This is a genomic window from Paenibacillus silagei (assembly GCF_017874735.1).
Classification (GTDB): Bacteria; Bacillota; Bacilli; order Paenibacillales; family Paenibacillaceae; genus Paenibacillus_AQ; species Paenibacillus_AQ silagei.
The window spans coordinates 1-22,000 of sequence record NZ_JAGGLV010000009.1 but is presented as its reverse complement, the minus strand read 5'-3'; the positions used below and the strand labels follow the sequence as shown (position 1 = coordinate 22,000).

Genomic DNA, 22,000 nt, shown 5'->3' with positions numbered 1-22,000 from the left:
TGAGCAATGCCCTTTTGTTCCGCGGACAAGAGTGTTACACTTAGGGTAGTGAACTTGGGATTTGAAGAGGGGGAAGAATTTTGTCGTTGAAAAGAACCTTGGTCGGTTTATTTCGCAGTCATGACGGAACAAGCGACCGTGCCAAAGATCCGGCATTGAAAACGCGTTATTACAATCTTTCAAGAGACAAGGCGTGGGATGAAGTATCCGCAACGCTGAAGAAAATTCCTGGTTATAAGGTCTTGCATGAAGTGCAGTCTGTAGGGGAGATTACCCTGGAGAAAAGAACGGCGTTAGGCCGCTCGCTGGATATTACCGTATCTGTGTTAAGCACCACGCCCGTACGCTGTGCCGTAGATATATATTCAGCATCCAGAGGGTCGCTTGGCGATCTGGGTGCCAATTACCGTGTCATTCAGCGTTTGTACCAGTCTCTGGATAAGAAGCTGGGCAAATATAAGGTGGATTAAGGACAGCATTCGGGCATGTATTGCCGGGTTTGTATGCGGTTTCCGGGAGTGGGACAGCCTGTTCCGGGCACGGATATCCTTATTGATCATCATACGCAAAAAGCGGAGAAGGATGACCTTCTGCCGCTTTTTTTCAAAAATGTACATTTATAGTCTTGGATGCTGTATAACATATCAGTGCTGTCCGTTTAAGCCTAGAGCAGAGCTTTAACTGCGGAAATCGCCGCTTCGTAGTCCGGGTGCTCAGCCATTTCACCGAGATACTCGACATAAGCCAAAGTGTCGTTCTTGTCTACAACGAAGATGGAGCGCATGTCGAGGCGGAATTCCTTGATCAGGACGCCATAGGCTTGTCCGAAGGAAGTCTCTTTGTGGTCGGACAGGGTGATTACACTGTCGATGCCTGCGGCGCCGCACCAGCGGGCCTGGGCGAAAGGAAGATCTGTGCTGATGGTGAGAATGACTACATCATCGCCAAGACCGGCAGCCTCACTGTTGAAGCGGCGGGTCTGCGCATCGCACACGCCGGTATCCAGGGAAGGTACAACGCTGATCAGCTTGATTTTGCCAGCGTATTCTGTAAGTGTAACATCTTCCAAGAGATTCTTGCTTACCGTGAATTGCGGCGCGGAATCTCCGGCTTTCAGCTGCGGGCCTACCAGAGTAATGGGGTTGCCCTTAAAAGTGGCTACGCCTGTTCTTTCTTGCGTCATGTCCTTGTTTCCTCCTTGAATTGCATTATTGGCATGTACCTGCCAGAATAAATTATAATCTTTTTAGAAGCTGGATGTCGAGCTGGACAACATACATAAAAGGATGGATGTTATGATTTTTATAAGGTATGAGAAGTGGAGAAGCTATCTCCGGTATTATCCTGTAACCTGTGCGCTGATTCTGGCCAATGTGGTTATGTTCATCGTGCTGTCCCTGAATGGCGGCTCCACCAACCTGTATACACTTGTGGAGTACGGGGCTACGGTCAATGTGGGTGTTGAAACGGATGAGTTGTGGCGCTGCGTGACGGCGATGTTCCTTCACAACGGCTTCGCTCATTTGTTCTTCAACACCTTCTCGCTGCTTGTGTTCGCCCCGCCGCTGGAGCGGTTGATGGGCTGGTGGCGTTATGCACTGCTGTATCTGGGCGGTGGCTTCATTGCTAATCTGCTGTGGGTTCTTATAAGCAGCCGAGGGAATGTGGAGATTGGAATTGTCTCTGTAGGGGCCTCGGGGGCGATCTACGCCGTCTATGGCGCATTCCTCTATATTGCGGTGTTCCAAAGGGCAATGATGGATGAGGGCTCGCGCAAGACGCTTTACGGACTTCTGGTGATGGGGATTATCATGTCCTTTGCCGCTCCAAATATCAATTATATGGCTCATATCGGCGGCCTGATCGCCGGATTCTTCATCTATGGGCTAATCATCCGTGTATTCAAACGAAAACGGCGATAAGGAAGGGTGTAATCGTGGAGCTTAGACAGCTGCAGTATTTTCTGAAGGTTGCCCAGAAGGAACATGTCACCAGAGCGGCGGAGGAGCTGCATGTCGCACAATCTGCGGTAAGCCGCCAGATCCATCAGCTGGAGCAGGAGCTGGGAGTGGATCTGTTCATGCAGAAGGGGAGGAATCTGCAGCTTACGCCTGTCGGGCAGCTCTTTTGCAAAAGAGTGGAGTCGGTCCTGAATGAACTCGACCGGTCGGTGGCGGAGGTGCATGAATTCCTTGACCCGGAGCGCGGCGAGATCCGCATCGGCTTCCCGCATAGCCTCGGGACCCATCTGATTCCTTCCATTGTGGCGGAGTTCCGCAGCCATTATCCCCATGTGAAATTCCGCTTCAAGCAGGGAGCCTATCCATCCTTAATCAAGGATGTTATCTCTGGAGAGGTGGATCTGGCATTCATCTCGCCGTTCCCGGAGAATGTAGGGCATGTGGCCGGAGATATCGTAATGACCGAGGAGCTGTTCGCCATTCTGCCGCAGAATCATCCGCTTGCAAGCAGGGAAGTGATCCGGCTGGAACAACTGCGGGACGAGAAGTTCGTATTGTTCAGCCAAGGCTACTCGCTGCGGCCGATTGTGTGGCAGGCCTGCCTTGCGGCAGGGTTCAAGCCGCAGATTGCTTTTGAAGGCGGGGAGACCGATACAATCCGCGGTCTGGTAGCCGCCGGGATGGGGGTAAGCTTGCTGCCGGAGATGGCGCTCTATCAGACCAACCCGATGCAGCCTGCACAGGTCCGGGTGGTGGAGCCTACGATTACCAGAACCGTCGGGCTGATTCACCGGGCAGAAGGCAAGCTGCCGCTGGTCGCCCAGTCCTTCCGTAACTTCCTGCTTACCTATTTCAAAGACAGGCACACAGACAATACCCCGGTCGGCTCATAGCCTACCGGGGTATTGTCTGTGCAGTGATATAGATCTTAATCGCGGTTACCGAGGAACATCAGGATCAGGCGGATCAGCTCGATCAGAGATACCAGCGCTGCTGCCACATAGGTGAGCGCTGCGGCATTCAGGACCTTGGCTACGCCGCGCTCTTCATCATTACGGATGAAGCCCTGCTGTACCATAATCCGGCGCGCGCGGCTGCTGGCGTTGAATTCAACGGGCAGCGTGACGAGCTGGAAGGCTACTGCGGCAGAGAAGAAGATAATGCCGAGCCCGATAAGGTTGAACGAGCTGAAGATGAAGCCTGCAAGCAGCATGAAGGGAGCGACCCCGGAGGCGAAGTTCACGACCGGGAACATCCGGTGGCGCAGCGCCAGCATCGGATAATGCTCCTTGTGCTGAATCGCATGGCCGATCTCGTGACAAGCGACGGAGACCGCTGCGATGGAGCTTTCATAATATACAGGCTCCGACAGCCGTACAACGCGGTTAATCGGGTCGTAGTGGTCTGTAAGGGTTCCCTGAACCGGTTCAATGGGAACATCGTAGAGTCCGTTGGCATCCAGCATACGCCGGGCAGCTTCATAACCCGTTAAGCCATTCATGTTCGGCACCTTGGCCCATTTCTTGAAATTGCCCTTGACCCTGAACTGGGCCCATACAGAAAAGATAAAAGCGACAGCTAACAACAGATACATTAGTGGCATCATATGTGCTCATTCCTCCATTATAAATTACAAGCTGTTACATTGGCGGCCCTTGCGTCAGCAGAAGCCGGATCGCTTCCATACAGGCGACGCCCTGAGGAATCAGTGCTGCCAGTGCCCGGTTGGCCTGGCCAGGCTTCAAACCGCTTATCACGGGCTCCAGGGCCTTCACTTCCCGTTCTAGCTGCTGCATCTGAAGCTCAAGCTGGACCAGCTTGCCGGAGACCTCAGCCTCAGGGGTGGCTGCATTCCACTTGCCCATCAGGGATTTGATTTCTTCCAATGTATATTTCTCTTGCTTAAGCTGATTAATACGTTGAAGAACGACTAAGGTTTCATGACTGTAGAGCCGGTAATTCTTCATGCTCCTGGATTCCGGTGTAATCAGTCCAAGCTTCGTATAATAATCAATGGTACGTTCACTGATGCCGGCCGCCTTGGCCAGCTCTCCGATCCGGTAAAGGGTCATATCTCCAAGTTATCTCACCTCGCTATTTGCTGCGTAAAATAATCATATCAAATTGGAAACCGTACAGTCAAACGTGACGCTTACTTTAAAGTATATGCTGACTTTTCATAAAGATGCTGGGGAGGCAATCGAAGCGGGAATATTCCTTAGAGGAGAAGAATCCATGTAAAACTTGACATGACGTGTTATATACTTAAGCGCCCAGCTCAGCTGGTAATCATCAGGATCACGGTGAGCGGGTGATACGGTATGGTGTGATCAAAGAATAATAAAAGGCATGTTTACTAATAGACATTAATAAAAATACAGTATGAAACTTAGGAAAAAGCTCTGTTGACTGTATACGTTTGCATAACTGGTACGTAAGGAAGCGCGCTACTCGTGCCGGGTTACCGGTAATCGTGCTCGGGAATAGTCCTTGAGTGAAGAAAAGCGCAGCTTCCAAAATTAAATTAAAGCATTCAAAAAAATAGTCTTGTCAATTTACCTGACTTCTGATTATAATGACATTAAGAGTTTCACGCTTTGTTAGAAAATATAACATTGGGGAGTGGGGTACACTATGAAAAAAAAGATGTTGATGATGTTCCTGGGTATGATTACACTAATGATCTATCCGGTCAGCGCCTTCGCGGCTGAGGGTCCGGCAGCACCGGATCTGCAGATTGGACTCGACACTGCATTTACGTTCCTGGCATTTATCCTTGTATTCTTCATGCAATCAGGATTCGCATTACTTGAGGCGGGTTCGGTCCGGATGAAGAATGCCGGCCATGTGGCCGGTAAGACGGTACTGACACTGGCGATTGCCAGCTTGTGCTTCTGGGCACTGGGCTTTGGCCTTGGCTTCGGTAACGGCAACAGCTTCTTCGGAACTACAGGCTTCTTCTACGGTGGAGATTCCACAGCCTCCGCATTTGAATCCCTGGCCTTCTCCGATGTTACACTAAATACGAAATTCCTGTTCCAAATGGCATTTGCGGCAGTCTCCCTGGCGATTGTATCCGGCGGTATGGCTGAACGTGCTAAGCTTAGCGTATATATTATCTTCGGAATTCTCTTCTCGGTTGTGATTTATCCGGTTGTAGCTCACTGGGTATGGGGCGGCGGCTGGCTGGCAGAGCTGAGCATGCAGGATTATGCAGGCTCTACAGTAGTCCATCTTACAGGGGCAACGGCGGCTGTAGTGGCGACCATTCTCCTCAAGCCCCGTCTTGGAAAATTCAACAAAGAAGGCAAGCCGGTTATTATTCCAGGTCATAACCAGGTCTTCACTGTACTTGGTGTTATCATTCTCTGGTTCGGCTGGTTCGGCTTCAACCCCGGTAGCGCGTTGTCCCCTATGGGCGGATTCTTCGGACACGTAGCGCTGACTACGAACATTGCAGCGGCGGCAGGCGGTCTGGCAGCACTGGCAGCTTCCTGGCTGTACTTCGGCAAATCCGATATTCCGGCCATGCTTAACGGCGTACTGGCAGCTCTGGTTGCCATCACCGGTGCCTGTGCCTTCGTAGAGCCTTGGGCAGCCATCATTATCGGTCTCATTGCCGGTGCCTTTACTTTCATGACCTCGCAGTGGCTGGAACGTGCAGGATTGGATGATCCGATCTATGCTTTCTCTGTACATGGTATCGCCGGTATGTGGGGGGCGTTGTCTACAGGCCTCTTCGCAGCACCTGATCTGATTGAACAAGGCGCACTTGTAGGTAAAGCAGGTCTGTTCTACGGCGGCGGCTTCCATCAGCTCGGTGTGCAGGCACTGGGTGTAGTCGGAACCTTCGTGTTCGTAGCTGTGATGTCCTTCGTCATCCTGTATGTAATGAAGATGGTTATGGGTATCCGTGTAACGGAAGAAGAAGAATTGATGGGTCTGGATATCAGTGAGCATGGTACGTACGGTTATCCTGAGCAAATGAAGCTGATTAGTGAATCAGAATCCAAAACCCTCAAACACTAATATTTATACTCAGGCAGGGAGGCGGACCGAGTGGCTTCGATGGAGGCAGCAGATTGGAACGAAGAAGAAAGTTACTTGTCCATCGTAACAGCCGGTTCGCCGGAGGAGCTTAAGGCGAGGCGTACCGCTTGTCAACAAGTGCTGCTGGAGCAGCTGGGCGTGATTCCCGTTCAGGTATGGATGCACCGGGTCAATGCGATGCATGACCAGCTTGCCGGGACGGCGGTACGCATATGTGAGGCGCAGATGAAGGAGGCGGGCTACGGCCTGCCTCCCTGCGCCTATTCCTTTATTGTATTCGGCAGTGCGGGCCGGCAGGAGGCTACGCTGTGGAGCGATCAGGATAACGGCTTAATTGTAGAGGAAGCGCTGGAGGGTGAGCGGAAAAGGTATTTCGAAGCTTTTGGCAGCATGCTGTCGGATGTGCTTGAGGCGATTGGCTATGAGAAATGCGAGGGCAGGGTCATGTGCTCTGAGCCGCTCTGGCGGAAGTCACTGGCAGATTGGAAGCGCCAGCTGTCTGACTGGATGGAGCAACTCGAATGGGAGCCTGTCCGGTACCTCATTATAGCTTCGGATATGCGCCATGTAGCGGGAAGTGAGGCACTGTCTGCGCAGTGGCGGGAAGCCCTGCATGCCGGATTCACAGATAACAGCAAATTGACGATGGCGGTACTGCGCAATACGGTGCGCCATAAAGCAACGCTGAATCTGCTGGGACAGGTGCTCACGGAGCGGTTCGGTGATAATGCTGGCGGCTTCGATGTCAAATATGGTCTCTACATTCCACTTGTCAATATTGTCAGGCATTTGTCGCTGCTGCACGGAATCGAAGCATCTTCGACACTGAAGCGGCTTGATGAGCTGGCTAAGCTGGAGCAGTATCAGCATCTGGAAGAGATCAGGCGCGCTTGTCTGACGGCGCTCAGGATGCGGGTGAACACGCCGTTTACAGTGACGGACGGCCTGCTCGTGAGCAGCGATTATTATGCCGAGAATGATCTGAAGAATAAGCAGCTCCGGGCGGAGCTGCGGGAAAGCCTGCTGCTGATCAGACGCCTGCATAAGGCGCTGCAGCGGCAGCTCCGGTCAGCGGAAAGGAGACAGCTATGAAGGAGCCGAGCAAGGGCGGAGGATTCTGGAATAATCTGCGGCAAGGCGGAATGCCCTCCGCCATCGCTTCCATGAGAGGCGGAGAATCGGCGCAGCAGACAGCCCAGCAAATGGCCTTTATCCGTTCTCTGATGCGTGAGAAACGGCGTCCCGAGGTGCTGCATACTCCGCTGTCTGAACTGGAGACGGTGATATTCGATCTGGAGACTACGGGCTTCTCCCACCAGGGCGGGGATGAGATTATGTCCATCGGGGCGATCCGGGTGGTCGGGGAAGAGATCAAGGCAGAGGAATGCTTCTATACACTGGTGAACTGCGGGGCAACGATTCCGGATAATATTACGAGACTGACCGGAATCTCAGCAGAGATGACCTCCTCTGCTCCGCCGCTGATGGACGGCTTGCATAACTTCATGTCCTTCGTCGGGCAGCGGGTACTGGTGGCGCACGGAAGTGCCCATGATAAGGCGTTCCTGAATGCCGCCCTATGGAAGACCTCCAAGGTCCAGTTAACCCACCGGGTGCTGGATACGATGATGCTGGCCCGCTGGCTGGAGCCGCACCGCAGCAATTACACGCTGGATGAGCTGCTGGCGATTCATGAGATTCCCATCGAGGGCCGCCATCATGCGCTGGAGGATGCCAAGATGACGGCGAAGCTGTGGGTAGCTTACATCCGCCAGATCTTACAAAAGAATCAGGTAGATACGTTAGGCGACTTATACGCTTATCTAAGCAGGACATGAGAGTTATTGGTAAGACTGGCCGGATTGCAGTGCAAAGCGGGGACTGATTAAGGTATATCTGGAAGGCGGCGGGTCAGGCGCTACGTTGCGTATCGGCCTTAGGCCAATACACATGCCACCCGCTGCGGCAGCGCCAGTAGCTGTCTGCAGGTCTCCTGCGGCAGCCGGGCAGCAGAAGCTTCCCCAGCCTCTGCTGTACGGAAGAGTCCGGTCTGAACAGCCGGGGGCTTCCCTGGCCGCTGTCAGCTTTACCCCTCTCTCTTCATGGGATTTCGTCTTTGACGGAATCCTCTTTTTTTATGATAACGTTTGAAACTGGAGCAAGTGGGGGTACAATAGAGAAAAATCCTCCATGTAAAGGATCTGAACTCTATGAAAGCAGTCCATAAACGGAATGTAACGATTCTGGCCTTGATTGTTTTTCTGGCCGTTCTTGCCATAGAACATAAAGTGAAATCGGAGCCTAAGGCGGTTGCGGTCCTGCAGCAGACGGCGGAACCGGAGACTGGTGCATCTGCCGGACTCAAAGCGCCTCCTTTTACAGTGCAGGAAGGGGATAAGCAATATGGCGTCGATGGGGCAAGGGAGAAGCCGGTGATTCTTAACTTCTGGGCCTCCTGGTGTGATCCTTGCCGGCAGGAGGCTCCTGAACTGAATAAGCTGGCTATGAAATACAGCAAGGTGCTGGATGTATACGGCATTAACGTAACTAGCCAGGATTACAAGCCTAATGCGGAACGCTTCGTCAAGAAGTATATGCTGACCTTTCCGGTAATGTATGATCTAAAGGGCCAGATCTTCGACAAGTATAACGGGGCGGTGTTCCCGACCAATGTATTGATTGATAAGAACGGGGTCATCAGCGAGATTATTCTGGGGGTCCTGAGCGCAGAGGAATTGGAGAAAAAGATTATTGCGCTGACTGGCTCTTAGCACCGGCGATCAGCCGCATAGTGAAAAGCCCTCCTGCGCGGAGAAAGTTCCGCAGAGGAGGGCTTTTTGGAGTGCATAGAGCGAAGCCAAGGAGGTCAGTGATTGACCAGACCTCTCGGTTCATTGCTGGTCTGGATGCCCTGCTCCAGTGAGATCTGTCCCAGAAGGGCATATCGCATGGAATCGACCAGAGCCTCCCAGCTCGCTTCGATCACGTTGCTGGATACGCCTACTGTGCTCCAGGTGTCGCTATAATCCTTGGATTCAATCAGCACACGTACCTTCGCGGCGGTCTGATCCTGTTCATCCAGCACACGGACCTTATAGTCGGAGAGGTGCATATCCTTAAGCTGAGGGAAGTAGGTCTGCAGCGCCTTACGCAGCGCATTATCCAGCGCGTTGACCGGTCCATTGCCTTCGGCGGCTGTGTATAGGCTCTCACCGCCGACCTTCAGCTTGACGAAGGCCTCGGAGACGACAGGGCGGCCGGCAGTCTTCTCAACCAGCATCTTGAACGACTCGAAGGTGAACAGCTCATTCATCTCGCCGGTCGCTTCCCGGAGCAGCAATTCAAGCGAAGCATCTGCGCCTTCGAACTGATACCCCTGGTGTTCAAGATTCTTGATCTTGTCAATCACCTTGCGTGCCTGCTCGCTGCTTGGATCAAGGCTGAGTCCCATCTCCTGCGCCTTGGACAGCACATTGCTCTGTCCGGCAAGCTCAGAGACCAGCACACGCTGCTTATTGCCGACCAGCTCAGGGGCGATATGCTCGTACGTGCGTGAATCGCGCAAAATGGCAGATACGTGGATGCCGCCCTTGTGGGCGAATGCGGCTGTGCCGACATAAGGCTGATTCACCGGCATATTCACATTGGCAACCTCGCTGATGAACCGGGCCGTGTTGGTTAACTGCGGCAGGGAATCGCCAGGGATGCAGTGATAGCCCATCTTAAGCTGAAGTGTTGGAATGATGGAACACAGATTGGCATTGCCGCAGCGCTCGCCATAGCCGTTAATGGTCCCCTGAACCTGCCGGGCACCGGCACCGATTGCGCTCAGGGTGTTGGCAACCGCAAGCTCACAATCGTTGTGTGTATGAATACCGAGCGATGCTTCCGGGAGCAGCACGCCGATGCTTGTCACAATATCATGAATCTCCTGCGGCAGGGTGCCGCCGTTCGTATCGCACATCACCAGCCAGTCTGCTCCGGCCTCGCGGGCACGGGTGAGAACAGCAGCGGCGTATTCAGGGTTGTTCTTGAAGCCGTCGAAGAAATGCTCTGCATCGAAGATGACCTCAAGCCCCTTGCGCTTCAAATAAGAGATGGAGTCGAAGATCATGGCCAGATTCTCTTCCAGGGTGGTCTGCAGGGCAGTATGAACATGGAAATCCCACGATTTTCCTACCAGGGTAGCCGCCGGAACGCCTGCGTTAATCATCCGCTGCAGCCCCTCGTCCTGCTCGGTTACAGTGTTTTTACGCCGGGTGCTGCCGAATGCGGTAATCTTGGCATTCAGATGAAGCTCCTGGACTCTTTTGAAAAATTCGATGTCCTTGTTGTTGCTTCCCGGATTGCCGCCTTCAATATAATGGACACCCAGATCGTCGAGTTTCCTGGCAATCTTCAGCTTGTCATCCGCCGACAGACTGATCCCCTCGCCTTGTGTTCCGTCGCGCAGGGTAGTATCGAAGATGGAGATAGACTTAGACATGAGTGTCCTCCTAAAGTGTTATTAGCCTTCGCATAGGAAATTAATTTTTATATTATAGCATTTTTACGCGGGAAAGTAACAAAGAACTTTTCACCGCGCTGTCACAAGCGGCTCTCTTGGCAAGTTGACCTCCCGCCGGGGTAGAGGTATGCTGACAATAACAATGGAACCCCGAAAGATAAGAAGGTGGATGCCATGCAGAGTGTGGATCAATATTATCCGGCAAGCGGCAGGGTTATTCTGCATGTGGACATGAATGCCTTCTACTGCTCTGTGCATGAGGCGGAAGATCCGGAGCAATATAAAGGCAAGGCGACAGCGGTGGCGGGCAGCGTGGAGGCTAGAAGGGGAATTATCGTCACCTGCTCCTACGCCGCGCGCAGGCTGGGCATCTCCACGGGCATGCAGGTGCAGAAGGCGCTGCGGATTTGTCCGTCTTTAATGCTTATTAAGCCGGATTTTCATCTATACCGCAAGTACTCCAATGCATTCATGCAGATTGCCTACAGCTATACTCCGCTGCTCGAAGCCGTCTCTATAGACGAATGCTATCTCGATATCACCGGCTCCCGCCAATTCGGAACGCCGCCGGAGATTGCCGAGGCGCTGCAGCGCCGGATTATGGAGGAGCTGGGTCTGCCTTGCTCCATCGGGATTGCCCCCAATAAGCTGCTGGCGAAGATCGCCTCCGATCTGAAGAAGCCCAGTGGCATCTCCGTGCTGCGGCTGCGCGATGTGCCGTCCGTGCTGTGGGACAAGCCGTGCAATGAGATGTTCGGCATTGGCGGCAAAACGGCCGAGAAGCTGCGCAAGCTGGGCATCTACAGCATCGGACAGCTGGCAGCCGCAGACGAGGCGATGCTGGTCGGCCATTTCGGTGTCATGGGCGCTTGGCTGAAGCGGGCGGGGAACGGGATTGATCACGGAATCGTCAATCCTGAGCGGGAGCAGAGCAAGTCCATCGGCCATACAACCACGCTGCCGCATGATGTGGTAGGGCTGGCTGAGGCGCGCCCGATCCTGCTGAACCTGAGTGATCAGGTTGCGCGGAGGCTGAGGAAGCAGGGGCTGGTTGCAGCGGGGGTACAGCTGACGATCCGCACGCCGGATATGAAGACGATCACCCGCTCCCGCCAGCTTGAGGCTCCCACCGAGAGCGCCGAGGACATTTATAAGGTGGCATGCGACCAGTTCGCGCGCCACTGGAAGGGCGACAAGCCGGTGCGGCTGCTGGGGGTAACGCTCCAAGGGCTGATGCCCAAAGAGGAGTCGGCTATTCAGCTGGACCTGTTCGACTACGAGCGGCAGCCGAAGAAGGAGTCGCTTAATAAGGCGATGGACATGCTGCGCAACAAGTTCGGCGAGAATGCGGTGCTGACCGCAGGGATGCTGAGCGACAGCCACTCGGCGCGGCTGCGTAACCATAAGGAGCGGGGCACCTCGCTGCAGAAGGACAATCTGGGCGGCGCAGACAAGGATATAGACTGAATTAAGGCCCGTCATCAGCCGCCTGGAGCACCGCAGAGAATGAGGCAATAATGTCAACACATTGAAAATTCATTGAAATTGTATCCTATTTATATTAATATGAGAAAAATAACAGGCTGCGACTGCAGGCTGTATAGTTAAGCGGGAGGCAGAGAAAAAAATGGCTAAGTACACTTGGGTCGAGAAGGACACATGCATCGCTTGTGGTGCTTGTGGCGCGACGGCCCCTGATATTTTTGATTATGATGACGAAGGTTTGGCAGAAGTGATCTATGAGAACGACGGCAACCACGGTAATGTTGTGATTCCGGACGACTTGTTCGATGACCTGCAGGATTCAGCTGACGGATGCCCTACAGACTCCATTAAGATTGCAGATGCACCTTTCAACAAAGAGGGCTAAGCTTCTGCCGTCTCCATAAAAGACATCTCAGGACCGCGATAAATGCGGCTTGAGGTGTCTTTTTTTGCATTCCCTGCCGATATACAATAGAAGGTACATACGAATACATAACCATACCACCAATAGTGGAGGCCCACATGAAGAATGCTCAGCATCTAAAAGCCTATGTACAGATGCATCCGGATAATAAGATGGCATGGTACTTGCTTGGTAAGGAATACTATAAGAACGGGCAGTATGGAAAAGCGAATTACTGCTATAATCAGGCCGGGGAAGTGTATGAGGCATTTGAACGCAGCAAGGTGCCCGCGGAAATGCTGCAGCAGTACGAGGAAGGGCTGCTGGAATCGGCCCGGGAACGGCAGACCGCGAGGCTCAGGAAGCGCCGGGTGCTGCTGGCTCTAATGCTGCTGCTGCTCATGCTTATTCCGGCTGCCGTCGCACCGGGAATTCTGCCGGACAGTAAGGGGGCAGCTGCCCCGGTCGAAGCGGTCTCAGCCGTGCTGCCGGAGACAGCCGCAGAGACGCAGGGAAGTCCGCAAGAACCGGCAAGTCTGGATTTCACGGCGGTAGCGGCGGATGCTGCTGCGGGGGGCGGGGGCCTGGCAGCCATCCTGAAGTCGGCGAAGACGCCTTCCGCCACCGCACTGCTCGGTATGAAGCGCTCGGGCAAATGGCTGCTGTGGAAGAAAGGGCTGCCGCTGGAGGCTACTCTTGCCAAGAGCGGAGAAGGGCGTATAGTCTATCAGTCCTATAATCCGGCAGCGTGCGCATGCCAGCCGCCGGATTCGGCGGAGCTTAAGCAGCAGGGGCTGGGCTGGCAGAAGCAGCAGGAGGAGCTGGCTGTGCTCTGGAGTGCGCTGCGTGCGTACAAGAGCAGCAAGGGAGCATATCCCGAAGCGGTGCAGGAATTAGTGAAGCCTTTCCCGGCGAACGTGCTGGGCGGCATCACCCCGCTGATGAAGGAAGCCTTCGCACCTCTGCGCAGAGCCGCACGGGGAGAGGCGCCGCTGTTCTCAGCATCACCGCAGCCGTCCGGCGGACAAGATGCAGGTATTCCGGGGCAAGAGCAGACGGGCGGCGGAGGTCCGGCGGAGGGGCCGGGGGAGAAGCTTTTTTTCAAAGAACCGATTGCTATTGTTGTAGATAAGCAAAACCACCGTCTGGCGGTCACCAGCGGCAATGTGATTTTACGGAATTATGCCGTAGGACTCGGCGGAGATAAGACCCCTGAAGGGGAGTTCTTCATTAAGGATAAGGTCGTGAACCCGAACGGGCGCGATAACGGGGAGTTCGGCAGCCGCGGTATGCAGCTCTCGGACAGTAATTATGCGATTCACGGGACGAATGAGCCGGATAGCATCGGCAAGGATGAGTCGCTGGGGTGTATCCGGATGAGCCGGAAGGATGTGGAGGAATTGTTCGCCATGGTGCCGATGGGCACGAAGGTTCAAATCAGTCAAGGGGTTCTGCCTGAGGAGCTTGTCGTACCGGAGGAACGTTTCCCTTCGGATTCGCCCCGTAATCAGACCAACCCCCATAAAGTGTACCATTGGCTGAACTAATTCCCGACAAAGACAAATAAAACGGCGATAAGCGCAATCAGCAGTACCAGACTGGCGCTGATCCACAGAATGGCTTTGCGGTTCACTTCTTCTTTTTTCTGCTGGAGTGTGGGAGGCTTGCGTTTCGTTGACATTTGGTCACCCTTCTTTCTCTCTTAGTCTGTGATAACCCTTACATATGAGGATTGGTGGTGGTGCATGGAACTTGTACCCGCTCCTCTATTCTAGTCTGGATGAAAAGACAAGTCTAGCTGCAATCTCTTACGGTAGGGACTGGCTGGCCGAAGTCTTGGTCTATACAGAGGATTACCGCCTGGAGTATCATAAGAAAGGTTTTATGCTGGAGCATGAAGAACACAGAAGCAGGAGTGATGCTGCTATGGCAAGCAGGTCCAAAAGCGAAATTCCGGTACTGCTCTACCGCTATGCAGGTCCGCGGAGGAATATAGGGTTTACCTTTTCCCGGTATGATTTGAACATGGACGCGGGCGGGAATGCACCGGGAGAGATGCTGTTTATTTATGAAGGGGATTTCGAGTATCTTAAGCCTGCAGTCAGCAGGGTCTTCCCTCTATCCGATCCGTTCACCGGGGAAGAGATGACATCGCTGGACCCGTGCTGGGAGAACCCAATTCCGAAGAGCCACTGGGAGTCTATCTTGTCTGAACTGGAGCAGCGGCCGGTTACAGACGCTGAACTGCAGGATTTTCTGAACCAGTTCATAAGCTGGGCAAGGAATCACCTGCGGACTGCGGACGGGATTGAAATTACGGGGAATCTGTGAGAATTGGCGGCGGCATTAAGGAAGTACGGCAGGGCGGGGACAATCGCTGCGGCAAAAAACTTTTCTTTTCCCCCGGAAACGGATAAAATTAAGAAGAAACCTATAGATACGGGAGTCGTTATGTCAATTGTGGTTCCCTTAAAGGAGCGAGAACGGTGCTGTATCGACATTTTGGTAAACCGATTTTCTTTAAAATGGACCCGGAGACGGCGCATCATCTCGTCATCGGCGGACTGAATAAAGCAGATCTGGTTCCCGGCGGGAGCGCGGCTATGCGCCTCATGTACGGGGTTCCTGAGACAGCTGACCTTGCGGTGGATCTGTTCGGGGTACATTTCCCGACCCCAGTGGGCTTAGCGGCAGGACTGGATAAGAATGCAGAAGCGGTAGGAGGATTCTCTTCGATCGGCTTCGGATTTATGGAGGTAGGCACGGTAACTCCGGTAGGCCAGCCCGGCAATGACAGTCCCCGGCTGTTCCGGCTGCTGCCCGACAAGGCGCTCATTAACCGGATGGGCTTCAATAATGAAGGCGCGGAGGCCATGGCTGAACGCCTCAAGAGGCTGAAGAAGCGCAGAATTCCGGTGGCGGTCAATATCGGACGCAACAAGGCCACCCCGAATGAATTGGCACATGAGGATTACCGCAAGTGTATCCGTACGCTGTATCCGTACGGTGATTTTTTTGTGGTCAATATCAGCTCGCCGAATACCCCGGATCTCCGGAGTCTTCAGCATGGCAGCGAGCTCTCGAACCTGCTTAGCGAGGTTAAGGAAGAGATGGAGCTGCAGCGGGCGAAGACGGGCACCGCGAAGGGGCTGCTGGTCAAAATTGCTCCCGATGTCAGTGACGCTGAGCTGGAATATATGGTACATACCATCACGGAAGCCGGAATGGACGGTATCATTGCCACCAATACGACCCTCTCCCGTGAAGGGCTGCAGAGCGACAAAGCCGGTGAGACGGGCGGGCTGAGCGGCCAGCCGCTGCGCGAACGTTCTACAGAGATTATCCGCAGAATCTATAGCCAGACGGGCGGCAAGCTGCCGATTATCGGTTCGGGAGGGATTTTTACAGCCCAGGATGCTTACGATAAGATACGGGCAGGCGCCAGTCTGGTCGAAATTTATACAGCACTCATCTATGAAGGGCCGGAGGTTAACCGCAGAGTGCATGCCGGACTACGGCAGCTGCTGCGGCGGGACGGCTTCGAGAGGCTCCTTGATGCGGTAGGCGCTGATCATCACTGAAGGATGAATGGACAGGAGGACAAGGCGATGGACGTCAGGGACTGGGGAACTTTTCTGCTTCCTTATGAACAAACGGTGGAGGAATTGAAGGTTAAATTCAAGACGATGCGCTCTGAACTCAAGAAAAGGGAAGAATATACGCCGATTGAATTCGTTACCGGCCGTGTGAAGCGGCTGTCTAGCATACTCGAGAAGGCCAAACGGTTAAATGTAAAAATGGAGGATCTGGAAACGGGCATCGAGGATATCGCCGGCATTCGCATTATGTGCCAGTTCGTCGAGGATATCCGCAGAGTGGCGGAATATATCCGTGCCCGCAAGGATCTTGAAGTGTTATATGAGAAGGACTACATTACCAATTACAAGGAAAGCGGCTACCGCAGCTTCCATATGATCATCCGGTATCCGGTACAGACTGCGCTGGGCCAAAAGATTGTGCTGGCTGAAATCCAAATCCGTACACTGGCGATGAACTTCTGGGCAACCATTGAGCATTCGCTGAATTATAAATACCGGGAGAGCCTGCCCGATGAAATGCGGGTGCGCCTGAAGACGGCAGCAGAAGCGGCTTCCATTCTGGACAGCGAGATGTCGAGTATCCGGGAAGAGATTCTGGAAGCGCAGAAGACCTTCGAGGAGAACTCGAACATGACGACCCAACTGCTGAAGGCTATTCATCAGCTGTATTTCTATCATCTTGTGAATGAAGCGATTGAAAGCCAGGAACGGTTCAATGCGATCTGGCAGGCTCAGGATATGGATGCGATGAAGGAACTGCTGGACCATGTGCGCGAGCTGCTCTCGAATGCCAAGAAGGGCAGCGAGCCGGATGGCTTATGAGCCGTTGTATCTGGCCTACCTCATCTACTTCAACCGGGACAGGGATTATTTCGAATGTCATGAGGTGCTTGAGGAATTATGGCTGGAAAAGCAGCGTGATCCGTTATACAAAGCTCTGCTGCAGGTGGCAGTCGGGCTGTACCATTTCCGTAATGCCAATGTGCGCGGGGGCTTGATTCTGCTGAAGCAGTCTCATGAAGTACTGGGCAGATATCCGGCGGTGACGCTTGGTATTGATCTGGAGAAGCTGGTCCGGGAAGCGGGAGCGTATGTTGCCCGTCTGGAAGCTTACGAAGATCAGCCCTTTGATTATTATGATCTCACCATCCGCATCGTAGACCCCGTGCTGAAGGAAGAGGTCAGGCTGGCGGCAGAGTCCATTCAGCCTGTGGTGCCTCAGCGGCGCGGCCCGCAGCAGCCGGACAGACCGAGGAACAGGCCGGATGGCGCTTGACCATAGTAAGGCTACAACAGGAGCACCCGCAGGGGTGTTCCTGATTATTTGAGCGGGAGGAAGGCATCATGACGGCACAACTGCCCGGAGCTTTCGCGCAGCGTATGAAAGAGCTGCTGGGACCGGAATATGAGCAATTTACAGATACCTATCAGCAGTCACCCTACGGGGGAATCCGTGTCAATACACTGAAAATAACGGTGGACGGGCTGCGGGGGCGTTCCCCCTTCACCCTGGAGCCGATTCCCTGGTGCCCTTCGGGCTTCTATACCGGAGAGGGAGCCAGACCCGGCAAACATCCCTATTATCATGCCGGGCTGTACTATATTCAGGAGCCGAGTGCCATGGCCCCGGTTGAACTGCTGGACGTTCAGCCGGGGGACTGTGTGCTCGATCTGTGCGCAGCCCCGGGCGGTAAATCTACACAGATCGCCGCCAAGCTGCAGGGTGAAGGTCTGCTGGTGACCAACGACCTGCATCCCGAGCGGACAAAAGCACTGGCCAAGAATCTGGAGCTGTACGGCGTGCGTAACGGTATTGTCCTGAATGAGCGCCCGGAGCGGATTGCGGCGGCCTTTCCCCGCTTCTTCGACCGGATTCTGATCGACGCGCCGTGTTCGGGTGAAGGCATGTTCCGCAAGGACGAGGATATGGTCAGACAGTGGGAGCCGGGAACCCCGGACAAATATGCGGAGATGCAGCGGGAGATTCTGCAGGCCGCAGCTTCAGCGCTGAAGCCAGGCGGTACTATGGTGTACTCCACCTGCACGTTCGCTCTAGAGGAGAACGAGGAGATGATTGCCGGATTCCTGTCCGGGCATCCGCAGTTCTCGCTGGTTCCCGTAGGCGGAACCGGCCCGTTCGCTGCCGGACTCGGCCCATTGCCGGGTGCGGCGCGGCTGTGGCCGCATAAGGTCAAGGGGGAAGGGCATTTCATGGCTGTATTGCGCCATGACGGAAGTGGCGGACCTGCGAGAGAGGCATTTGAGGCCGGGGCAGCAGAGAATGGAGCTACGGTGACAGACACTTTAGAGAATGTAAAAGCACGAAATGATAAGAGAGAGAGAAGTCTGTCTGCCGCGCCCCGGAGCAAGGCTGCGAAAACAGACTTTCACAGTAAGGCAGTTCCCGGCAGGGCAGATCAAGGCCGGGGCGGCAAGGGAGGACGCGGATCTGGACACGGCTCCGGCTCTGGTAGAGCCGGAACGGGTCCAGGTCCGCAGTCACAGCGAACTGGCGGTGAAGCGCTAGGGTTCGCGGTCTATGCGGACTTTATTCAAGAGCTGCTGGGGACACAGCCGCCCGGACATGCCATATGGTTCGGCGATCATCTATATCTCTCCCCGTTGCCGCGTGAAGCGCTGGACGGTCTGAAGACGGTTCGGCCGGGCTGGTATGTGGGGCAGATCAAGAGCGGCAGATTTGTTCCCGGTCATCCGCTCGCTACAGCACTGCGTCCTGAGGAATGCAGCCGCTCGGTATCGCTATCCAGCGCCAGCGGGGAAGCGGTGTCCTACCTGAAGGGGGAGACCCTGTCGATCCCCGCAGAGCGCCTGTCCGTTAAGGAAGGACATGCTTACAAAGGCTATACCCTCGTCTGCATCGACGGCTTCAGCGCAGGCTGGGGCAAATGGCAGGACGGGCTGCTGAAGAATGAATATCCCGCAGGCTGGAGGTGGACTTAGAGTATGGCTACAGGAGAAAATGCAAATAAGAAGCAACGGATTGACAAGGTGCTGTCCCACATGGGGATCGGCTCGCGCAGCGATATCCGCAAGCAGGCCAAGCAGGGCCTGATCACAGTAAATGGAGCTGTCGTCAAAGACAGCGGGTTCCATGTAGACCCGCAGCAGGACCGCATAGAGGTTGGCGGGGAGCCGGTCCTCTACCGGGAATTCATCTATCTGATGATGAATAAACCCCCGGGCGTGTTATCCGCCACCGAGGATAAACGGGACCGCACGGTTCTGGACCTGCTGAAGCAGGAGCATGCGCTGTTCGAGCCTTTCCCGGTCGGGCGGCTGGATAAGGATACCGTGGGTCTTCTGCTGCTCACGAATGACGGCAAGCTGGCACATGAGCTGCTGTCCCCGCGCAAGCATGTCCCCAAAACCTACGAGGCCACCGTCGAGGGGGAGGTCGATGCGGCGGATGTGGCTGCTTTTGCCGAGGGTGTTACGCTTGAGGATGGTTATGTGACCCTGCCCGCGCAGCTTAGCATTCTGAGCAGAGAACGGGGCAGCCGCGTGCTGTCGTATATCTCACTCACCATTACAGAAGGCAAATTCCATCAGGTGAAGCGGATGTTCGTAGCTGTCGGGAAGAAGGTAGTGTTCCTGAAGCGGGTGTCGATGGGCGAATTGAAGCTGGACGAGACTCTGCCCGAGGGAGCCTGCCGGGAGCTCACGGCCCGTGAGCTGGAGCTGCTGAAGCGTTAGATGATACACCTCTGACAGCCTGATAGACTAACTGCCTGACTGCCGGTAACGGACTCAACTACGCTTATTTCGGCAAAAAGGCTGATTTTCACCTGTTCACGGACTCCACGGCCTTTATTGGCAGCTATTTGGCGTAATTTCAACCACTGGTGAGGAGATAAGTACACTCGGGTCCGTTAGACGCTTAAAATAACCTTTTGTGCCGAATTAGCGTCTTTGGAGTCCGTTAAACGGAAGCTTAGTTAGGTACGCCGGGAGCAGCTTGATCTCAATGAGCTGCCAATGAATGGTGAAGCAGGAAAATGCCTGGCGGTATACTATACAGAGATAGGATGATGGGGTATGAAATACAAACTGATTGCACTGGATGTAGACGGAACACTGCTGAATGATGATCATCAGCTCAGCGAAGAGAACAAAGCGGCGGTTGCTGAGGTCACGCGTCAGGGCGGGCAGATTGTACTCTGCACAGGGCGCAGTCCGCAGAATTCGATTCCTTTTATGGAGGAGATGGGCTTGTCGGGGTATGTGCTGGGTCATAACGGAGCGGCTACGGTGAGTGTCAAGGACCGTAAGGTACTGCATCAGTACGGGCTGGACGCCAGAGGGCTGGACCCGTATATCGCCTATTGCCGCGAGCGTGATATCCATTTTGATGTGAATACGGCATTTGAGATGTATGTGGACAATGTGGAGAACCTGACGAAGGAAGCCCACTTTATGTATGAGCATTTCCGGATTATGCCTGCATCCCTTCCAGCCTGGGAGGAGTTCCGCGAACCGATTGTGAAATTCACTGTGTTCACACAGTCCGATATTCTGGATGAAGCGCAGCGGGAGTGGGCTACTTGGGGAGAGCAATACAATATTCTGCGCAGCGGAGAGTTCTTCGTTGATCTCATGCACCCGGAATCCTCCAAAGGCAATGCCCTAAAGCATCTGGCAGCTGAGCTTGGCATTCCGCAAGAGCAGGTGCTGTCGATCGGCAACTATTATAATGATATCTCCATGCTGACGTATGCCGGTCTGGGCGTGGCGATGGATAACTCTCCGGTAGAGGTCAAAGCAGCCGCAGATGTGATCACCGGTACCAATAATGCCAACGGTGTGCGCGATGCGCTGGTGAAATATTGTTTGTAAAAACACTAACTATTTATGGAGAATATAATCGATTTGGTTCTTACTGATCCACTGCGTTTGTAGCGAAAAAACAGGATAAGTGTATTCTGTGGAGCGACCGAGCCTAGGTTGAGTAACTTAGCAGGTGGAACCCCTGCTTGGAAAGGCGGAAGCCACGTCACCAATAGCGAGTCTTGGAGCGGGAGGGGTAACTCTACCGTTTAAGCGTAGACAGTTAGGATGCAGGCCTGAAAGTGATGGAGTCTCGAAACGCACCAAACGGGAAGGTCGACGAGATCACAGACTCGGAAGACAACATGACTCCAGCCGAAAAAGGCGAGGATGGAGGAGCTTCCCCGGGATCGAAGAGCCAGGCATGTATACCCATGGTTACTCAGCAACTCGGGAGACCCTGACGCTCTTCTGCAAGAGAAGTACTAGTTAGGAACCTCTGCAGGAGTATGGCAAACAAGCCGTAACACGTAAGAATGCCAAACGGCGCTCAGGGAGTCGGATCGCCGCATAAGACCTGTGAAACCCCTGTAATGGGGGCGGAGGAAAGGCAGGCGACACCCTAATCAATCTTGGTAAGGACACATTGGCCACACACAGAGGTGGGAAAAAACATGGAAACGAAATTAGCAAGAATAGCAGAAATGGCCAAAGCAGATCCGAAGTTACGGTTCACCTCCATCGGACATCTCATTGAGGCAGAGGCATTAAAGAGAAGTCACAAAGAGATGAAACCAGGAAAAGCAACCGGAGTCGATGGATCGACCAAAGAGACGTACGAAGCCAACGTGGAAGCGAATGTAGCACACCTAGTGGATCGGTTAAAGCGAAAAAGCTACAGACCTCAGCCCGCGAGAAGAGTCTACATCCCAAAGGACGAGAAAAGTATGCGGCCCCTAGGAATTCCTGCGTATGAAGACAAACTGGTGCAACATGCGCTGAAAAGAGTGCTCGAAGCCGTTTATGAACAAGATTTCATGGATTTCTCGTATGGATTTCGCCCGAACCGAAACATGCACAGTGCGCTGAAGCATCTAAACCGGGTCATCGAGCAGGGGAAAACCAGCTATGTCGTCGATGCGGACATCTCGGGTTTCTTCAACCACGTGGATCACGAATGGCTGATGAAGTTCCTCGAACTGCGGATCGG

23 protein-coding genes are annotated in these 22,000 nt (G+C 54.0%); 18 read left to right on the top strand and 5 right to left on the bottom strand.

The window, feature by feature from the left end:
- Positions 1–80 precede the first annotated feature (80 nt).
- Entirely contained in the window at positions 81–470 is a 390-nt protein-coding gene (locus J2Z70_RS14845; RefSeq protein ID WP_036725209.1) for a DUF1499 domain-containing protein, read from the top strand.
- 194 nt (positions 471–664) lie between these two features.
- Here the strand turns inward: J2Z70_RS14845 and tpx are convergent, their stop codons facing one another.
- Positions 665–1,183, bottom strand: a complete 519-nt coding sequence (gene tpx / locus J2Z70_RS14840) for a thiol peroxidase (RefSeq protein WP_076078429.1) — start codon at positions 1,181–1,183, stop codon at positions 665–667.
- 112 nt (positions 1,184–1,295) lie between these two features.
- Here tpx and J2Z70_RS14835 point away from each other — a divergent pair, with 112 nt between their 5' ends.
- Positions 1,296–1,922 carry a rhomboid family intramembrane serine protease gene (locus tag J2Z70_RS14835; protein ID WP_209874711.1) on the top strand — a complete coding sequence of 209 codons (627 nt, stop codon included), beginning with the start codon at positions 1,296–1,298 and terminating at the stop codon, positions 1,920–1,922.
- Positions 1,923–1,936: 14 nt separating this feature from the next.
- A complete protein-coding gene (gltC, locus tag J2Z70_RS14830) occupies positions 1,937–2,854 on the top strand; it encodes a glutamate biosynthesis transcriptional regulator GltC (RefSeq protein WP_209874261.1) in 918 nt (305 codons plus the stop codon).
- A gap of 35 nt (positions 2,855–2,889) precedes the next feature.
- Here gltC and J2Z70_RS14825 read toward each other — a convergent pair whose 3' ends face one another.
- Together J2Z70_RS14825 and J2Z70_RS14820 are read right to left on the bottom strand one after the other, a co-directional pair.
- Positions 2,890–3,567, bottom strand: coding sequence for a zinc metallopeptidase (locus J2Z70_RS14825; protein ID WP_425355115.1), 678 nt, complete (start codon positions 3,565–3,567; stop codon positions 2,890–2,892).
- 34 nt (positions 3,568–3,601) lie between these two features.
- Positions 3,602–4,033 carry a MerR family transcriptional regulator gene (locus J2Z70_RS14820; protein WP_036725200.1) on the bottom strand — a complete coding sequence of 144 codons (432 nt, stop codon included), beginning with the start codon at positions 4,031–4,033 and terminating at the stop codon, positions 3,602–3,604.
- Between the two features lie 562 nt (positions 4,034–4,595).
- Between J2Z70_RS14820 and J2Z70_RS14815 the strand changes: the two genes are divergently transcribed.
- The 4 genes from J2Z70_RS14815 to J2Z70_RS14800 all read left to right on the top strand — a co-directional run bounded on the left by J2Z70_RS14815 (position 4,596) and on the right by J2Z70_RS14800 (position 8,782).
- The gene (locus tag J2Z70_RS14815; RefSeq protein WP_036725199.1) at positions 4,596–5,990 is read left to right on the top strand and encodes an ammonium transporter; all 1,395 of its coding nucleotides are present in this window, start codon (positions 4,596–4,598) and stop codon (positions 5,988–5,990) included.
- 39 nt (positions 5,991–6,029) lie between these two features.
- Positions 6,030–7,103 (top strand): DUF294 nucleotidyltransferase-like domain-containing protein, encoded by a 1,074-nt coding sequence (locus tag J2Z70_RS14810; RefSeq protein ID WP_245368266.1) that lies wholly within the window; start codon positions 6,030–6,032, stop codon positions 7,101–7,103.
- Positions 7,100–7,849, top strand: a complete 750-nt coding sequence (locus J2Z70_RS14805) for an exonuclease domain-containing protein (protein ID WP_209874255.1) — start codon at positions 7,100–7,102, stop codon at positions 7,847–7,849. Before J2Z70_RS14810 ends, J2Z70_RS14805 begins: the two co-directional genes overlap by 4 nt.
- 372 nt (positions 7,850–8,221) lie before the next feature.
- Positions 8,222–8,782, top strand: coding sequence for a TlpA family protein disulfide reductase (locus J2Z70_RS14800; RefSeq protein WP_036725194.1), 561 nt, complete (start codon positions 8,222–8,224; stop codon positions 8,780–8,782).
- 95 nt (positions 8,783–8,877) lie between these two features.
- On the opposite strand, the gene cimA is transcribed toward J2Z70_RS14800, so the two are convergent.
- A complete protein-coding gene (gene cimA, locus J2Z70_RS14795; protein ID WP_209874252.1) occupies positions 8,878–10,497 on the bottom strand; it encodes a citramalate synthase in 1,620 nt (539 codons plus the stop codon).
- A gap of 195 nt (positions 10,498–10,692) precedes the next feature.
- Between cimA and J2Z70_RS14790 the strand changes: the two genes are divergently transcribed.
- From J2Z70_RS14790 to J2Z70_RS14780, 3 genes are all read left to right on the top strand, one after another.
- Complete coding sequence (locus J2Z70_RS14790; RefSeq protein WP_209874248.1) at positions 10,693–11,985, top strand: DNA polymerase IV; 1,293 nt, start codon at positions 10,693–10,695, stop codon at positions 11,983–11,985.
- Positions 11,986–12,145: 160 nt separating this feature from the next.
- Complete coding sequence (locus J2Z70_RS14785) at positions 12,146–12,388, top strand: ferredoxin (RefSeq protein WP_036702186.1); 243 nt, start codon at positions 12,146–12,148, stop codon at positions 12,386–12,388.
- A gap of 137 nt (positions 12,389–12,525) precedes the next feature.
- A complete protein-coding gene (locus J2Z70_RS14780; protein WP_209874245.1) occupies positions 12,526–13,953 on the top strand; it encodes a L,D-transpeptidase family protein in 1,428 nt (475 codons plus the stop codon).
- Here J2Z70_RS14780 and J2Z70_RS14775 read toward each other — a convergent pair.
- A complete protein-coding gene (locus J2Z70_RS14775) occupies positions 13,950–14,087 on the bottom strand; it encodes a hypothetical protein (protein WP_200869536.1) in 138 nt (45 codons plus the stop codon). The genes J2Z70_RS14780 and J2Z70_RS14775 overlap by 4 nt on opposite strands.
- 245 nt (positions 14,088–14,332) lie before the next feature.
- Between J2Z70_RS14775 and J2Z70_RS14770 the strand changes: the two genes are divergently transcribed.
- The 8 genes from J2Z70_RS14770 to J2Z70_RS14735 all read left to right on the top strand — a co-directional run.
- Positions 14,333–14,737, top strand: coding sequence for a hypothetical protein (locus J2Z70_RS14770; RefSeq protein WP_209874242.1), 405 nt, complete (start codon positions 14,333–14,335; stop codon positions 14,735–14,737).
- A 155-nt stretch (positions 14,738–14,892) separates the two neighbouring features.
- The gene (locus J2Z70_RS14765; protein WP_209874239.1) at positions 14,893–15,987 is read left to right on the top strand and encodes a quinone-dependent dihydroorotate dehydrogenase; all 1,095 of its coding nucleotides are present in this window, start codon (positions 14,893–14,895) and stop codon (positions 15,985–15,987) included.
- A 27-nt stretch (positions 15,988–16,014) separates the two neighbouring features.
- On the top strand, positions 16,015–16,827 hold the full coding sequence (yjbM, locus tag J2Z70_RS14760; protein WP_036725183.1) for a GTP diphosphokinase: 813 nt from the start codon (positions 16,015–16,017) through the stop codon (positions 16,825–16,827).
- Positions 16,793–17,281, top strand: a complete 489-nt coding sequence (locus J2Z70_RS14755) for a DUF309 domain-containing protein (RefSeq protein WP_339255382.1) — start codon at positions 16,793–16,795, stop codon at positions 17,279–17,281. The genes yjbM and J2Z70_RS14755 overlap by 35 nt, the downstream gene beginning before the upstream one ends.
- A 68-nt stretch (positions 17,282–17,349) precedes the next feature.
- A complete protein-coding gene (locus J2Z70_RS14750) occupies positions 17,350–18,966 on the top strand; it encodes an RsmB/NOP family class I SAM-dependent RNA methyltransferase (RefSeq protein WP_209874237.1) in 1,617 nt (538 codons plus the stop codon).
- Positions 18,967–18,969: 3 nt separating this feature from the next.
- Complete coding sequence (locus tag J2Z70_RS14745; RefSeq protein WP_209874234.1) at positions 18,970–19,719, top strand: pseudouridine synthase; 750 nt, start codon at positions 18,970–18,972, stop codon at positions 19,717–19,719.
- Positions 19,720–20,061: 342 nt separating this feature from the next.
- The gene (locus J2Z70_RS14740; protein WP_036725175.1) at positions 20,062–20,859 is read left to right on the top strand and encodes a Cof-type HAD-IIB family hydrolase; all 798 of its coding nucleotides are present in this window, start codon (positions 20,062–20,064) and stop codon (positions 20,857–20,859) included.
- A gap of 605 nt (positions 20,860–21,464) precedes the next feature.
- On the top strand, positions 21,465–22,000 hold a 536-nt coding region (locus J2Z70_RS14735; protein ID WP_245368248.1), incomplete at its 3' end, for a reverse transcriptase domain-containing protein.

Coding starts and splice junctions, on each gene's coding strand:
- J2Z70_RS14820 (WP_036725200.1), bottom strand. CDS start 4,033: ATGACCCTTTACCGGATCGGAGAGCTGGCCAAGGCGGCCGGCATCAGT.
- J2Z70_RS14745 (WP_209874234.1), top strand. CDS start 18,970: ATGGCTACAGGAGAAAATGCAAATAAGAAGCAACGGATTGACAAGGTG.
- J2Z70_RS14825 (WP_425355115.1), bottom strand. CDS start 3,567: ATGATGCCACTAATGTATCTGTTGTTAGCTGTCGCTTTTATCTTTTCT.
- cimA (WP_209874252.1), bottom strand. CDS start 10,497: ATGTCTAAGTCTATCTCCATCTTCGATACTACCCTGCGCGACGGAACA.
- J2Z70_RS14740 (WP_036725175.1), top strand. CDS start 20,062: ATGAAATACAAACTGATTGCACTGGATGTAGACGGAACACTGCTGAAT.
- J2Z70_RS14775 (WP_200869536.1), bottom strand. CDS start 14,087: ATGTCAACGAAACGCAAGCCTCCCACACTCCAGCAGAAAAAAGAAGAA.
- yjbM (WP_036725183.1), top strand. CDS start 16,015: ATGGACGTCAGGGACTGGGGAACTTTTCTGCTTCCTTATGAACAAACG.
- J2Z70_RS14805 (WP_209874255.1), top strand. CDS start 7,100: ATGAAGGAGCCGAGCAAGGGCGGAGGATTCTGGAATAATCTGCGGCAA.
- J2Z70_RS14770 (WP_209874242.1), top strand. CDS start 14,333: ATGGCAAGCAGGTCCAAAAGCGAAATTCCGGTACTGCTCTACCGCTAT.
- J2Z70_RS14785 (WP_036702186.1), top strand. CDS start 12,146: ATGGCTAAGTACACTTGGGTCGAGAAGGACACATGCATCGCTTGTGGT.
- J2Z70_RS14810 (WP_245368266.1), top strand. CDS start 6,030: ATGGAGGCAGCAGATTGGAACGAAGAAGAAAGTTACTTGTCCATCGTA.
- J2Z70_RS14755 (WP_339255382.1), top strand. CDS start 16,793: ATGCCAAGAAGGGCAGCGAGCCGGATGGCTTATGAGCCGTTGTATCTG.
- J2Z70_RS14780 (WP_209874245.1), top strand. CDS start 12,526: ATGAAGAATGCTCAGCATCTAAAAGCCTATGTACAGATGCATCCGGAT.
- J2Z70_RS14835 (WP_209874711.1), top strand. CDS start 1,296: ATGATTTTTATAAGGTATGAGAAGTGGAGAAGCTATCTCCGGTATTAT.
- tpx (WP_076078429.1), bottom strand. CDS start 1,183: ATGACGCAAGAAAGAACAGGCGTAGCCACTTTTAAGGGCAACCCCATT.
- J2Z70_RS14790 (WP_209874248.1), top strand. CDS start 10,693: ATGCAGAGTGTGGATCAATATTATCCGGCAAGCGGCAGGGTTATTCTG.
- J2Z70_RS14750 (WP_209874237.1), top strand. CDS start 17,350: ATGACGGCACAACTGCCCGGAGCTTTCGCGCAGCGTATGAAAGAGCTG.
- J2Z70_RS14815 (WP_036725199.1), top strand. CDS start 4,596: ATGAAAAAAAAGATGTTGATGATGTTCCTGGGTATGATTACACTAATG.
- J2Z70_RS14800 (WP_036725194.1), top strand. CDS start 8,222: ATGAAAGCAGTCCATAAACGGAATGTAACGATTCTGGCCTTGATTGTT.